Here is a 13,797-nt window from a genome sequence, read left to right as displayed (position 1 = left end):
CTCAGACCCGCCACGCCAGCGCGAGATAGACCGCGATCTCGCAGACCTGCTGCGTGGCGCCGAGGCCATCGCCCGTGAAGCCCTGCAGCCGGCGCCGGAAGAGCCGCGCCATCCACAGCGCCGCCAGCGCCGTCGCGAGCAGCGCCGCCAGCGCATGGGCCGCGCCGTGCGACAGCGCCAGCAACGCCAGCGCGGGCAGCGTCCACAGCACGCCGATCATGAGCGCGCCGCCGCTGATCGCATCGGCCAGCGGCTTGGCCTTGCTCGCGCCGCTGTCGCCCACATAGGGCAGCCAGCGGATCAAACCGAGCGGCGCGAGCCGCGACAGCACGTGCGCGCCGACGATGGCCGCGGCCACCGCATGCAACCCGCCGCCGGCCAGCACAGCGATCAGCGCGCACTTGAGGCCCAGCGCCAGCACCAGCGCAATCGCGCCGAAGGCACCGATGCGCGAGTCCTTCATGATCTCGAGCGCCCGCGCCCGGTCGGCCGAGCCGCCCAGGCCATCGGCCACGTCGGCCAGGCCGTCTTCGTGGAAGGCGCCGGTCAGCATCACGGTCGCGACCGTGCTCAGCACCGCCGCCGCGAACGCGCCCGCCAGGCCCGGCAGTCCCATCGCCACGCCCACGAACACCAGCGCCGCCACGCCGCCGGCCAGCCAGCCGATGCCCGGCAGGTGCGCCGCGCTCGCGCGCAGCATCTGCGGGCTGTAGCCGACCCAGGCCGCGAGCCGGCCCGTGACCGGCACGCGCGTGAAGAACTGCAGCGCGAGCAGGAAGTGCCGCAGACCGCGCATCGGGCTCAGGCGTCCTTGCGCGAGACGCCGGCCGACTCGAAGCTCGCCATCTCGCGCACGATGCGGCAGGCCGATTCGAGCAGCGGCCAGGCCAGCGCGCCGCCCGAGCCCTCGCCCAGGCGCAGGCCCAGGTTCAGCAGCGGCTCGAGCCGCAGCCGCTCGAGCAGCAGCGCATGGCCCGGCTCGGCCGAGACGTGGGCCGCCACGCAGCGCTGCGCCACATGCGGTCGCAATGCCTGCGCCACCAGCACTGCGGCACTCGCGATGAAGCCGTCGAGCACGATCACGCGCCGTTCCTCGGCCGCCTGCAGCACCGCGCCGACCAGGGTCGCGATCTCGAAGCCGCCGAGCGCGGCCAGCGCGTCGAGCGGCGCGGTGGCATCCGCATGCAGCGCCAGCACCTCGCGCAGCACGGCGCGCTTGCGCGCCAGCCCGTCGGCGTCGAGCCCGGTGCCGGCACCGGTGCAGCGGTCGATGTCGATGTCGGTCAGGCGCGCCAGCAGCAGCGCGGCGGCCGAGCTGTTGCCGATGCCCATCTCGCCGAGCAGCAGCGCATTGCCCGGCAGCGCGCGCACGATCTCGCGGCCGTTGGCGATGGCCTGCGCGCATTGGGCGGCGCTCATCGCCGGGCCGGCCGAGGCATCGGCGGTGCCGGCCGCGATGCGCCGCTGCACCAGGCCGGGCCGCGGCTGGAAGTCGCGCCGCACGCCGCAATCGGCCACGGTCAGCGCCAGGCCGTGCTGGCGCGCGAGCACGCTGACGGCGGCGCCGCCGGCCAGGAAGTTCTCGACCATCTGCCAGGTCACGTCGCTCGGATAGGCCGAGACCCCGCGCGCCGCCAGCCCGTGGTCGGCCGCGCAGACCAGCATCTGCGGCGCCTCGAGCACCGGCGATTCGGTGCCGAGGATCGTGCCCAGGCGCAGCGCCAGCGCCTCGAGCCGGCCGAGCGCGCCCAGCGGCTTGGTCTTGTTGTCGAGCACGGCCTGCAGCCGGGCCGCGAGCGCGGCGTCGGCGATGTCGGGCACCGCGGGAAGAAGGTCGTCGTGGGTCATGCGATCAGGCCGGCGAGCACGCCGGCGTCGAAGTGGTTGTCGATGAAGTCGGCCAGGCCGTCGAAGGTGGCGTCGAGCGTGGGCGCCGCGACGCCGAACAGCGCCCGCAGCGCCGCGGGGTCCTCGAACAGCCCGTGCAGATAGAGGCCGAGCACGTTGCCGCGCGCGTTCTGCCAGGCCAGCCCCTCGGGCATCACCGCGCCGCCGTCGCCGGCCATCTGCGGATGGGCCGCGGTCTGGCCGTGGTGGATCTCGTAGCCGGCCACCGCCACGTTCGACAGCGCGGCCCAGGCACCGGCCAGCGTGCCGAAGGCGGCCTCGCGGCGGCGCACGGTCTTGTCGCGCTCGAACACCGTCACCAGCGGCAGCAGGCCCAGGCCGGGCGCGTTGCCGTCGATGCCATGCAGATCGACCAGCGCCTCGCCGAGCATCTGCAGACCGCCGCAGACGCCGAGCACCGCGCCGCCGCGCGCCGCGTGCTCGGCCACCGCGCGGTCGAGCCCCTGCGCGCGCAGCCAGGCCAGGTCGCCGCTGGTGTGCTTGGAGCCGGGCAGCACGATCCAGTCGGCGCCCGCCACGTCGGCCGGCGCGCGGGCCCAGACCAGGCGCACGCCGGGCACGTTCTTCAGCGGCTGGAATTCGTCGAGGTTGCTGATGCGCGGATAGGCGATCACGGCGACGGTGCGCGTCACCGCGCCCGAGGACCGGCTGCGGTCGTCGAACACGCCGTCCTCCTCGGGCAGGCCGTGCTGCCACCACATCGGCAGGGTCGCGACCACGGGCACGCCGGTCATCTCGCGCAGTTGCTCGGGCGCGGGCGCGAGCAGCGAGGCATCGCCCCGGAACTTGTTGAGCACGAAACCCGCGAGCAGCGCGCGGTCGGCCTCGGGCAGCAGCGCCCAGGTGCCGTAGAGATGGGCGAAGGCGCCGCCGCGGTCGATGTCGGTGGCCAGCAGGCAGCGCGCCCGGGCATGGCGCGCGATGCGCAGGTTGACGATGTCGCTGGCCATCAGGTTGATCTCGGCCGGCGAGCCGGCACCCTCGATCACGACCACGTCGTTCTCGGCGCGCAGCTCGTCGAGCGCGCGCGCGAGCTGCGGCCACACGCGCTCGCTGCGTCCGCGCCACGGCAGCGCCGACAGGGTCTCGTCGACCTGCCCCATCAGCACCACCTGGCTGTGGGTGTCGCGCTCGGGCTTGAGCAGCAGCGGGTTCATGCGCACCTCGGGCCGCGCCCGGGCCGCGAGCGCCTGGAAGTACTGAGCGCTGCCGATCTCGCCGCCCTCGACCACACGCGCGTTGTTGCTCATGTTCTGCGCCTTGTAGGGCGCCACCTTGAGGCCCTGGCGCGCGTACCAGCGGCACAGCGCGGTCGCGATCCAGCTCTTGCCGGCCCCGCTGGTCGTGCCCAGCACCATCACGCAACGCGCCCCGCCGGTGTGCTCTCGCGCGCTCGCCGGCGCCGCCGCTGCCTGGAAATTCATGGCGGGATTGTCGTTGAGCGCGCGCGGGTGCCCGAAACGCAACGCCGGAATGCGGCTTCCGTCACGCAACCGGCCCGGTGAACCCACGGGCTGCATCCGGTTCGGCGAATCCTCCGTATACAGGGCTTCCCCGTCACAGCGCCCCGCGACCCCGCCTCATGCCCGCCCTCAACGACCTGGCCCTCACCGTCGAAGAACCCGAACCGGACCGTTTCCACTGGGTCCTGCTCGAGGCGCTGGACAGCGGCGAGGCCGAGGTGCTCGACTACCGCGTCTACCGCCGCGCGGCGCGCGCCGAGGCCAGCTACTCGAATGCGCTGGTGATGGGCGTGGCGGAGCTGCAGAGGATCAGCGCCGCGCGGCCATCCGATCCCGACGCCTGAATGCGCGCGTTCAGGGCGCGAAGCCCGAGCGCCGCACCACCGGCTCCCACTGCTGCCGGTAGGCCTTGAGCATCTGCACCGTCTCGGCGTTGCTGCTGACCACCGGCGTGATGTAGAGCGCATCGGCCGCCTTCTGCAACCCCGGGTCCTGCATCACCTCGCGGATCTTCGCGGCCAGCAGCTGCACCTTCGCCGGCGGCATGCTGCTCGGCGCGAAGAAGGTGTTCCAGCCGTCGGCATCGATCTTCATGCCGGCCTCGCGGAAGGTCGGCAGCGAGGGCGCGAAGCTCGCGCGCTTCTTGCCCGACACGGCCAGGATGCGGATCTTGCCAGCCACGTGCTGCGCATAGAGCGAGTCCAGCGTGTCGATGGCGATCGGCAGCGAGCCGCCGGTCAGGTCGGCGGCCAGCGGCGCCGAGCCGCCATAGCCCTTGATCTGCGGCTGTACGCTCAGCGCATCGCCGACCATCAGGCCGAAGAAGTGCGGCAGGCTGCCGGTGGCCGGCACGCCGAAGACCGCCTCCTCGGGATGGGCCCAGAGCCGGCCCACGAGGAACATGGCGCGGTCGAGCTGCAGCTTCTGCCCCACGGCCAGCGCGAAGTCGTAGCTGCTGACCTGGGTGACGGGCACGAAGTCCTTGTCGGGGTCGTAGCCCGCGTCCTTGATCACCAGCGGCGCCACCACCATCACGGCGGGATTGCCGAGCATCAGCACGTTCTCGGTCGCGGCCGCGCGGCGCAGCTGCTTGGCCGCGAGCCGGCCGCCCTCGCCCGCGCGGTTCTCGACCGTGACGGCCACGCCGAGCTTGGGGCCGAGCCGCTCGGCGATCAGGCGCGCGATGCGGTCGGTGCTGCCGCCGGGCGCGTAGCCCACGACCAGCGTGAGCGGGCTCTCGAGGTTCTGCGCCTGCGCGGGCGCCAGGATGCCGCCGATCGCGAGCGCGAGGCAGCAGGCGGCGAGTCGTCGCCGGGAGGGAAAAAAGGGCACAGGGGATCTCCTCTCGCCGGCGGCTGGTGGCCGGCTTTTGTTACGCTGTTTATATGCAGGTAACAAATAGTTGATCTAATCCATCATCGGGCGCCGCGGCGGCGCCGCCACACACCCGCATCCTTCGTGAGTTCTTCCCCTCCTGCCTTTCCCGACGCGGCCGCGCTGCTCGCGCCCCGCTGCCTCGACGACCTGCTGCTCTACCGGCTCGCACGCGCCGCGCGCACCGGCGGCGGCATGGCCACGCGCCTGGTCGAGGGCGGCTTCGGCATCACGCGCCGCGAATGGGGCATGGTCGCGATGCTCGCGCAGACCGGCGAGATCACGCCCTCGGCGCTGTCGGACTGCCTGAGCCTGGACCGCGTGCGCACCTCGCGCGGGCTGCGCAGCCTGGTCGAGAAGCAGCTGGTGGAACGGCGCCGCGACGACGAGGACCGGCGCGAGGTCCATGTGCGGCTGAGCGCCGCGGGGCTGCAGCTGTTCGACGAGCTGTTCCCGCGCATCGCCGAGCTCAACACCGGGCTGCTCGACGGCCTGCCGGCGGGGCATGTCGAGATCTTCCTGCAATGCCTGCGGCGGCTCGAGCAGCGCGGCAGCGCGCTGAGCGCGCAGGGCGTGGTGCCCGAGAAGGCCGACCGCCGCTCGGGCGGCACGCGCCACCGCTGGCCGAAGCGGGGCGCGTAGGGCCTCAGCTTTGCGGGCCGCGCGGTGCGCTGTCGCCCGAGGCCACCGCGCCCGGCACGTCCCAGCCGCCGCCGATCGCGCGGATCAGCCCCACGGCCGCCTGGTACTGCGCCGACTTCACCTGCAGCGCCTGGCGCCGGTTGCGCAGCTCGCTGCGGCGCGCGTCGAGCAGGTCGAGCTGGCTGATGTAGCCGTTGCGGTAGCGCGTGTCCGACAGGCTGGTCGCGCGCGCGGCCGAGGCCACGGCCGTGGCCTGCACGCCCGACTGCTCCTGCAGGATGCGGATCGACGCCAGCTGGTCCTCGACCTCCTGGAAGGCCACCAGCACCTGGTTGCGGTAGCTCGCCAGCGCGCCGTCGAGCTGCGCGTTGGCGCTCTGCAGCCCGGCCTCGCGGCGGCCGCCGTCGAAGATCGGCAGCGACAGCAGCGCGCCCACGCCCCACGAGCGGGCCGACCACTTGAACAGGTCGCCGACCTCGGGCGAGGCATAGCCGGCGGCGCCGGTCAGCGAGATGTCGGGGAACCACGCGGCCTGCGCCACGCCCACGCGCGACTGGGCCGCGAACACCGCGTTCTGCGCGGCCGACACGTCGGGCCGGCGCGTCAGCACCGTGGCCGGCACGCCGGGCGGGATCGCCGGCAGTGCGGTGGTCCAGTCGGCCGGCCGCACGCCGAAGCTCGAGGCCGAATCGCCCACCAGCACCGCGAGCGCATGCTCGACCTGGGCCCGCTGGCGATCGATCGCGAGCGCGTCCGACTCGGTCGACGAGACCTCGGTCTGCACGCGCGCCACGTCGAGCTCGGCGATGTCGCCGGCCTGCTGGCGGCGCTGCGACAGGCGCAGCGTGTCGCGGTAGGCCTCGACCTGCTCGCGCACCAGCACGCGCTCGGCATCGAGGGCACGCAGCGTGAGGTAGGTCTGCGCCACCTCGGCCTGCACCGCCAGCCGCGTGCTCTGCAGCAGCGCCTCGCGGCCGGCCGCGTCGAGCCGCGCCGCGTCGCTGGCGCGCGAGAGGCGGCCGAACAGGTCGAGCTCGTACGAGAAGGTGGCGCCGGCATTGGTCATGGTGGCCGGCGAGGTGCTGGCCGTGGCCTTGTCGAGCCCGGCGCCGCGGTTGGCGCCGGCGCTCAGGCCCACCTGCGGCAGCCGGTCGGCGTTGACGCTGCGCGCGATGGCGCGGGCCTCGGCCAGCCGCGCCGCTGCGCCCTGGATGTTGTTGTTGCTGACCTCGGCCTTGGCGATGAGCTCGTTCAGGACCGGATCGTTGAAGGCCTGCCACCAGGCACCGCGCGCGGCGCCCTCGGAAGGCACGGCGCGGGTCCAGCCGGCGGGCGGCGTGGCGCCCTGCTCCTTGAACTGGGCCGCGGCCGGGGTCTCGGGCAGGCCCGAGGGCACGCTCGCGCAGCCGGCCAGGGCCAGCGCCGCCACCAGGGGCAGCACGGCCGCGCGCAGCGGCGCCGAGAGGGATGAGAGCTTGAAGTTCATGATCGACCTTCCTTCTTGTTCTGTGGTTCGTTCGTCATTCATGCGAGGTCCGCGGCGAGGCCGGCACCGGATGCAGGCCGCCGCCATGGCCGCCGCCCGATCCACCGTGCGAACCGCCCGAGGCCGGCGCCGGATGGTCGGCCGACACGAAGTCCTCGCCATGCGGCACCTCGCCGTGCAGCTTCAGCGGCCGGTTGCCCGCGATGCGGCGCATCAGCACGTAGAACACCGGCGTCAGGAACAGGCCGAAGGCCGTCACGCCGATCATCCCGGCGAACACCGCCACGCCCATCGCCTTGCGCATCTCCGAGCCCGCGCCGGTCGACAGCACCAGGGGCAGCACGCCCATGACGAAGGCCAGCGAGGTCATCAGGATCGGGCGCAGGCGCAGCCGGCTGGCCTCGATCGCGGCCTGGATCGGCGTGCGCCCGGCGAACTCGAGCTCGCGCGCGAACTCCACGATCAGGATCGCGTTCTTCGCGCTGAGCCCCACCAGCACGATCAGCCCGATCTGCGTGAAGACGTTGTTGTCGCCTCCCGAGATCCACACGCCCGCCATCGCGGCCATGATGCCCATCGGCACGATCAGGATGATCGCGATCGGCAGCGTCAGGCTTTCGTACTGCGCGGCCAGCACCAGGAACACCAGCAGGATCGCCAGCGGGAACACGAGGAAGGCGGAGTTGCCGGCCAGGATCTCCTGGTAGGTCAGCTCGGTCCACTCGAAGCTCACGCCCTTGGGCAGCGTCTCGGCCGCGATCTTGGTGATCGCGTCCTGCGCCTGGCCCGACGAATAGCCGGGTGCCGGGCCGCCGTTGATGTCGGCGGCCAGGTAGCCGTTGTAGCGCATGGCGCGTTCCGGACCGAAGGTCGAGTTGACCTTCATCAGCGCGGCCAGCGGCACCATCTCGCCCGAGCTCGAGCGCACCTTCAGCAGGCCCACGTCCTCGGCCCGCGCGCGGTAAGGCGCATCGGCCTGGACGCGCACGGAGTACGTGCGGCCGAACTTGTTGAAGTCGTTGGCGTACAGGCTGCCCAGGTAGATCTGCATCGTGTCGAAGATGTCCGTCACCGGCACGCCGAGCTGGCGCGCCTTGGTGCGGTCGATGTCGGCATACAGCTGCGGCACGTTGACCTGCCAGCTCGTGAACATGCCCGTGAGCTCGGGCGCCGCATAGGCCTTGGCCATGAAGGCCTTGACCGCCGCGTCCATCTGGTCGTAACCGACCGAGGCCCGGTCCTCGATCTGCAGCTTGAAGCCGCCCGTGGTGCCCAGGCCCGCCACCGGCGGCGGCGGGAACATCACGATGAACGCGTCCTGGATGCTGCCGAAGGCCTGGTTGAGCTGGCCCGCCACCGCGCCGCCGCTCTGGTCGGCGCGCTTGCGCTGGTCGAAGGGCTTGAGCGTGGCGAACACGATGCCCGAGTTCGAGCTGTTGGTGAAGCCGTTGATCGACAGGCCCGGGAAGGCGATCGCGTCCTCCACGTTCGGGTTCTTCTTCATGATCTCGCCCATGCGCTGGATCACTTCGTCGGTGCGGTCGAGCGTGGCGCCGTCGGGCAGCTGCGCGAAGCCGATCAGGTACTGCTTGTCCTGCGCCGGCACGAAGCCGCTGGGCACGGCCTTGAACAGGCCGAAGGTCACGCCGACCAGCGCGAGGTAGATCACCAGCATCAGCGTCTTGCGCGAGATCACGCGCTTGACGCCGCCGCTGTAGGCCTCGGAGCCGCGATGGAAGAACTTGTTGAAGCCGCGGAACAGCCAGCCGAAGGCCCGGTCCATGCCGCGTGTCAGTGCGTCCTTCGGCTGGTCATGGCCGCGCAGCAGCAAGGCGGCGAGCGCGGGCGACAGGGTCAGCGAGTTGATCGCCGAGATCACGGTCGAGATCGCGATGGTCACCGCGAACTGGCGGTAGAACTGGCCCGTGAGGCCGCTGATGAAGGCCAGCGGCACGAACACGGCCACCAGCACCAGCGCGATCGCGATGATGGGCCCGGACACCTCGCGCATCGCGCGGTAGGTCGCCTCGCGCGGCGTGAGCCCCGCCTCGATGTTGCGCTCGACGTTCTCCACCACCACGATGGCATCGTCCACCACGATGCCGATGGCCAGCACCAGCCCGAACAGGCTCAGCGCGTTGATCGAGAAGCCGAGCACGTGCAGCACGGCGAAGGTACCGATCACCGACACCGGCACGGCCAGCAGCGGAATGATCGACGCGCGCCAGGTCTGCAGGAACAGGATCACGACCAGCACCACCAGCATGATGGCTTCGAGCAGCGTGTGGATCACCGATTCGATGGACGCGCGCACGAACTGCGTCGGGTCGTAGGCGATGCGGTATTCCAGGCCTTCGGGCATGTTCTTGTTGAGCTCGGCCATGGTCTTGCGCACGTTCGCCGAGATGTCGAGCGCGTTCGAGCCCGGGGCCTGGAACACGCCCATGCCGACGGCCGGGTCGTTGTTCAGCAGCGAGCGCAGCGAGTAGTCGGCGGCGCCCATCTCGAGGCGGCCGATGTCGCGAAGGCGCGTGACGGCGCCGTCGGTGCCGCTCTTGACGATGATGTCGCCGAACTCTTCCTCGCTCTGCAGGCGCCCCTGCGCATTGATCGAGAGCTGCATGTCCACGCCCGACAGGCCCGGCGAAGCGCCGACCACGCCGGCCGCGGCCTGCACGTTCTGGCCGCGGATGGCGGCCACCACGTCGGAGGCCGAGAGGCCGCGCTGCGCCACCTTCTGCGGGTCGAGCCAGACGCGCATCGAGTAGTCGCCGCCGCCGAAGATCTGAACCTGGCCCACGCCTTCGATGCGCGCCAGCGGGTCCTTCACGTTCAGCACCGCGTAGTTGCGCAGGTAGTTGATGTCGTAGCGGCCGTTGGGCGACACGAGGTGGACCACCATCGTGAGGTCGGGCGCGCTCTTCACCGTGGTGATGCCGAGCCGGCGCACTTCCTCGGGCAGCCGCGGCTCGGCCTGCGAGACGCGGTTCTGCACCAGCTGCTGGGCCTTGTCGGGGTCGGTGCCGAGGCGGAAGGTCACCGTCAGCGTCATCACGCCGTCGGTGGTGGCCTGGCTGCCCATGTAGAGCATGCCCTCGACGCCGTTGATCTGCTCCTCCAGCGGGGTCGCCACGGTCTCGGCGATCACCTTCGGGTTGGCACCCGGGTACTGGGCGCGCACCACCACCGAGGGAGGCGCGACTTCCGGGTACTCGGAGATCGGCAGACCGCGCAACGCGATCAGGCCGGCTATCAGCATCAAGAGCGACAGCACGCCGGCAAAGATCGGCCGGTCGATGAAGAATTTAGAGAGATTCATTTCGTTGGCTCCATCGCGCGGACAGCGCGATCCACGCCGCTTCGAAAAAGACGAGCGGCATCCAGGTGGCTCCCATCAAGGAACTTCGAGTAACGCTGGCGAGCCGGCCGGTGCCGCTGTCGCCGTTGTCGGTGTCCCGGGTTTCCCGGCGCGCCGGCCTTCAGGCTGGCGCGCGGGGCCCGGTGTCGTTCAGGACTTCGCGGCCTGCGCCACTTGTTCCGTCGGTTGTTGCGCCTTGCCGTCGGCCTTGGCGTCCATGGTCACGGTCTGCGGTGCCACCAGCGCACCCGGGCGGATGTGCTGCAGGCCGTTGACCACCACGCGGTCGCCCGCCTTCAGGCCCTTGCTCACGACACGCAGCCCGTTGATCGAGGCGCCGAGCGCAACTTCGCGGTAGACCGCCTTGTTGTCCTCGCCCACGACCATCACGAACTTCTTGTTCTGGTCGGTGCCGATGGCGCGTTCGCTGACCAGCAGCGCGGTGTCGTTGCGGGCCTGGCCCATGCGGATGCGGGCGAACTGGCCGGGGATCAGGGCGCCGTCCTTGTTGTCGAAGGAGGCGCGCACGCGCACCGTGCCGCTGCGGGCGTCGACCTGGTTGTCGATCAGCTGCAGCTTGCCGACGAAGGGCGTGCCCTCCAGGCCGGCCGTGCCCATCTGCACCGGGATCGATTCGATCTGGCCGCGGGCGCTGGAGCCGCTCGGCAGGTCCTTCAGGGCCCGCGTGATCACCTGCTCGTCGGCATCGAAGCTCGCGTAGATCGGGCTCACCGAGACCAGCGTGGTCAGCACCGGGGCGCCGGGACCGGCCGCCACCAGGTTGCCCACCGTGACCTCGATCTTGCCGATGCGGCCCGAGACCGGGGCCCGCACCTGGGTGTAGCCCAGGTTCAGGCGCGCCGACTGCAGCGAGGCCTGGGCCGCGCGCAGGTTGGCCTCGGCCTCGCGGCCGGCGTTCACGCGCTCGTCGTATTCGCGCTGGGCGATGGCCTGCTCGTCCCACAGGCGCTTGGCGCGCTCCTGCTCGCTGCGGCTGAAGGACTGGCGGGCCTGCGCCGACGCCACCTGCGCCTCGGCGCGCTCGACCTCGGCCGCGTACGGCGCGGGGTCGATGGTCACCAGCAGGTCGCCCTGCCTGACCAGCGCGCCTTCGCGGAAATGCACCGACTGCACGGCACCCGCGACGCGGGAGCGCACGTCGACGCGTTCGACCGCTTCCAGGCGGCCCGAGAACTCGTCCCAGGCATTGATCTCGCTCGGCGCCACCGCCGCGACCGAGACCGGGATGGCTTGCGGCGCGCCCGCGGCCGGCGCGTTGGCCTCGGCCTTGAAGCTGTGCATGCCCAGCACCGCGGCGGCCACCGCCAGCAAGGCGGTGACGCCGGTCACGGCGGGCCACAGGCCCTTGCGGGCCGCGGAGGAAAACGTTGGCTTGTTGTTCGACATGGTGATTCGTCCTTCTCTCAGATGACTCAAATGACTCGGATGACTTTTCGGGATGCAACAGTCCGTCCTGGCGCCCTCGCACCAAGAAAAACGGAAATTTCGGAAAAAGGCCGGCCGCACCGGGTGCCCCCGGTGGCTCGGCGCTAGCGGCTGGCTCTGCGGCTGGCGGCGCTGGCTAACTGGGCTTCGGGGTCGCCCCGGGGGGCGGTGTGGTGGCCGCGAAGAATTCGCGGAAGTGCTGCTGCACGGTCGCCTCGCAGACCTTGCAGCCCATGCACTCGGCGTCGTAGAGCGCCTTGGGCCATTCGGCCGCGTTGCTCAGCACCGCGCTCGTGACCTCGATGCCGGCCGAACGCAGCCGGCCCGCGAAGGTCAGCGCCTCGTCGCGCATCGCGTCGTCCTCGCCCACCAGCACCAGGGCCGGGGCCAGGGCCGAGAGGCGCAGCGAACCGCTGGGCACCGCATAGGGGTGCGTGGCGTTCGACGGGCAGCTCAGGTACTTCTCCCAGCCCGTGGCCCAGCGGCACTCGGGCGAGTCGTTGGTCGCCTTGCGCAGCGAGGCCGTGCCGGCGCAGGGATCGAGCATCGGCGACAGCAGGATCTGGCCCGCCAGCGGCGGATGGGCGCGGTCGCGCGAGATCAGCGCCACCGCCGCCGCCAGGTTGCCGCCGGCTTCCTCGCCGGCCAGGTAGACCTGGGCGCCGCGGCCGCCGAGCTTGACGCGCTGCTTGTAGAGCCATTCGAGCGCCGCGTAGCCGACCTCGATCGGCTCTGGAAACGGCGACTCGGGAGCCAGCGGGTAGTCGAGCGAGACCACCACCGCGCCGGAGCCGGCCAGGAGGCGCGCCACGTTGCGGCCGTTGTCGAGGCCGCCGCAGATGAAGGTGCCGCCATGGAAGTGCAGCACCAGCGGCACCGTTTCGCCCTTGGGGCGCTGGCCGTAGACACGGGCGCCCACCGGATCGCGGCCGGGCAGCTCGATCGACAGATCGGCTTCCGCGCCTTGCCCCGCGGCGAGCGCGGCTGCTTCGGCGGAGCGGGACGATGGACGGGGTGACATGGGACGACCTCGGGAAATGGGCGATGGTTGAAATATAAGGCGCCGACTGTCGCGTTAAACAGGGATGCAAGCCCTACTCTGTTTCCAAACTACGAACAATCGGACCGGGTCACCAAAGGGTTATGGCCTTGTGTGAGAATCCGCACCCCCCGGCGAGGGCCGGGTCTAGAGAACAGGCATTCGATGGATCAGATCCAGGCCATGCGGATCTTCGTCCGCGTCGTGGAAGCCGGCACCTTCACCCGCGCGGCGGACTCGCTCGCCCTGCCCAAGGGCACCGTCACCAAGCAGATCCAGGCCCTGGAATCGCGGCTGCGCGTGAAGCTCCTGAACCGTACCACCCGCCGGGTGACGGTCACGCCGGACGGCGCCGCGTATTTCGAACGCGCGGCGCGCCTGCTCAACGACTTCGACGACATGGAGGCCAGCATGACGAATGCGCAGTCCAGCCCCACGGGCCGGTTGCGCATCGACGTCGGGACCTCGGTCGCGCGGCTGGTGATCCTGCCGGCCCTGGCCACCTTCTGCGACCGCTACCCCGAGATCCAGGTCGACCTCGGCGTCAGCGACCGCACGGTGGACCTGATCAGCGACAACGTCGACTGCGTGATCCGCGCCGGCGACCTCGCCGACCAGTCGCTGGTGGCGCGGCGCATCGGCACCCTGCATTTCGTGACCGTGGCCTCGCCGGCCTACATCAAGCGCTATGGTGCGCCGCAGCATCCGAACGACATCGAGAAGCGCCACCACGTGGTGAGCTACTTCTCGGGCACCACGCGGCGCGTCTATCCGCACGAGTTCAAGAAGGGCGACGAGCACATCGAGCTCAACGGACCCTACCGCGTGTCGGTCAACGAGAGCAACGCCCACATGGCGGCCGTGCTCGGCGGCTTCGGCATCTCGCAGTGCATCACCTTCATGGCCGAACCGCATCTAGAGAGCGGCGAGCTGATCGAGGTGCTGTCCGACTGGCAGCGCGACCCGCTGCCGATCCACGTGGTCTACCCGCCGAACCGCCACCTGAGCGCCAAGGTGCGCGCCTTCGTGGACTGGGCCGCCGAGCTGTTCGCGAAGAATCCGCGGCTGCAGCGGCGCTGAG

The 13,797-nt window shown here is 71.2% G+C and carries 11 protein-coding genes; 3 read left to right on the top strand and 8 right to left on the bottom strand.

All coding sequences use genetic code 11. The annotated features are described in order from the left end of the window. Position 1 precedes the first annotated feature (1 nt). From KV106_RS13035 to KV106_RS13025, 3 genes are read right to left on the bottom strand one after another with little or no spacing between them, the layout of a single operon-like run. Positions 2–796: an adenosylcobinamide-GDP ribazoletransferase gene (locus tag KV106_RS13035; protein WP_261210659.1), complete on the bottom strand. Its 795-nt coding sequence runs from the start codon at positions 794–796 to the stop codon at positions 2–4. A gap of 5 nt (positions 797–801) precedes the next feature. Next, complete coding sequence (gene cobT / locus KV106_RS13030) at positions 802–1,848, bottom strand: nicotinate-nucleotide--dimethylbenzimidazole phosphoribosyltransferase (protein WP_261210658.1); 1,047 nt, start codon at positions 1,846–1,848, stop codon at positions 802–804. After that, positions 1,845–3,332, bottom strand: a complete 1,488-nt coding sequence (locus KV106_RS13025; protein WP_261210657.1) for a cobyric acid synthase — start codon at positions 3,330–3,332, stop codon at positions 1,845–1,847. Before KV106_RS13025 ends, cobT begins: the two co-directional genes overlap by 4 nt. 158 nt (positions 3,333–3,490) lie before the next feature. On the opposite strand from KV106_RS13025, the gene KV106_RS13020 reads away from it, so the two are divergent. Further along, a complete protein-coding gene (locus KV106_RS13020; protein WP_261210656.1) occupies positions 3,491–3,715 on the top strand; it encodes a hypothetical protein in 225 nt (74 codons plus the stop codon). Between the two features lie 10 nt (positions 3,716–3,725). On the opposite strand, the gene KV106_RS13015 is transcribed toward KV106_RS13020, so the two are convergent. Beyond that, a complete protein-coding gene (locus tag KV106_RS13015; protein WP_057591624.1) occupies positions 3,726–4,703 on the bottom strand; it encodes a tripartite tricarboxylate transporter substrate-binding protein in 978 nt (325 codons plus the stop codon). A 126-nt stretch (positions 4,704–4,829) separates the two neighbouring features. Between KV106_RS13015 and KV106_RS13010 the strand changes: the two genes are divergently transcribed. Next, positions 4,830–5,387, top strand: coding sequence for a MarR family winged helix-turn-helix transcriptional regulator (locus tag KV106_RS13010; protein ID WP_057591623.1), 558 nt, complete (start codon positions 4,830–4,832; stop codon positions 5,385–5,387). Positions 5,388–5,391: 4 nt separating this feature from the next. On the opposite strand, the gene KV106_RS13005 is transcribed toward KV106_RS13010, so the two are convergent. From KV106_RS13005 to KV106_RS12990, 4 genes are all read right to left on the bottom strand, one after another. After that, a complete protein-coding gene (locus KV106_RS13005) occupies positions 5,392–6,873 on the bottom strand; it encodes an efflux transporter outer membrane subunit (RefSeq protein WP_057591622.1) in 1,482 nt (493 codons plus the stop codon). 34 nt (positions 6,874–6,907) lie between these two features. Then, positions 6,908–10,192 (bottom strand): efflux RND transporter permease subunit, encoded by a 3,285-nt coding sequence (locus tag KV106_RS13000; protein WP_261210655.1) that lies wholly within the window; start codon positions 10,190–10,192, stop codon positions 6,908–6,910. Between the two features lie 189 nt (positions 10,193–10,381). Next, positions 10,382–11,638 carry an efflux RND transporter periplasmic adaptor subunit gene (locus KV106_RS12995; protein ID WP_261210654.1) on the bottom strand — a complete coding sequence of 419 codons (1,257 nt, stop codon included), beginning with the start codon at positions 11,636–11,638 and terminating at the stop codon, positions 10,382–10,384. Between the two features lie 175 nt (positions 11,639–11,813). Beyond that, on the bottom strand, positions 11,814–12,698 hold the full coding sequence (locus KV106_RS12990; RefSeq protein WP_057591619.1) for an alpha/beta hydrolase: 885 nt from the start codon (positions 12,696–12,698) through the stop codon (positions 11,814–11,816). Positions 12,699–12,881: 183 nt separating this feature from the next. On the opposite strand from KV106_RS12990, the gene KV106_RS12985 reads away from it, so the two are divergent. Beyond that, the gene (locus tag KV106_RS12985; protein WP_261210653.1) at positions 12,882–13,796 is read left to right on the top strand and encodes a LysR family transcriptional regulator; all 915 of its coding nucleotides are present in this window, start codon (positions 12,882–12,884) and stop codon (positions 13,794–13,796) included. Position 13,797: the final 1 nt, after the last annotated feature.

The organism is Variovorax endophyticus (genome assembly GCF_025376855.1).
Lineage (GTDB): Bacteria > Pseudomonadota > Gammaproteobacteria > Burkholderiales > Burkholderiaceae_C > Variovorax.
Note: the sequence above shows the minus strand (reverse complement) of the source record. Positions and strands in the feature narration are given on the sequence as shown.

Bases quoted from the DNA above. Each gene is read 5' to 3' on its own strand.
- KV106_RS13035 (WP_261210659.1), bottom strand. From the start codon at position 796: ATGCGCGGTCTGCGGCACTTCCTGCTCGCGCTGCAGTTCTTCACGCGC.
- cobT (WP_261210658.1), bottom strand. From the start codon at position 1,848: ATGACCCACGACGACCTTCTTCCCGCGGTGCCCGACATCGCCGACGCC.
- KV106_RS13025 (WP_261210657.1), bottom strand. From the start codon at position 3,332: ATGAATTTCCAGGCAGCGGCGGCGCCGGCGAGCGCGCGAGAGCACACC.
- KV106_RS13020 (WP_261210656.1), top strand. From the start codon at position 3,491: ATGCCCGCCCTCAACGACCTGGCCCTCACCGTCGAAGAACCCGAACCG.
- KV106_RS13005 (WP_057591622.1), bottom strand. From the start codon at position 6,873: ATGAACTTCAAGCTCTCATCCCTCTCGGCGCCGCTGCGCGCGGCCGTG.
- KV106_RS13000 (WP_261210655.1), bottom strand. From the start codon at position 10,192: ATGAATCTCTCTAAATTCTTCATCGACCGGCCGATCTTTGCCGGCGTG.
- KV106_RS12995 (WP_261210654.1), bottom strand. From the start codon at position 11,638: ATGTCGAACAACAAGCCAACGTTTTCCTCCGCGGCCCGCAAGGGCCTG.
- KV106_RS12990 (WP_057591619.1), bottom strand. From the start codon at position 12,698: ATGTCACCCCGTCCATCGTCCCGCTCCGCCGAAGCAGCCGCGCTCGCC.
- KV106_RS12985 (WP_261210653.1), top strand. From the start codon at position 12,882: ATGGATCAGATCCAGGCCATGCGGATCTTCGTCCGCGTCGTGGAAGCC.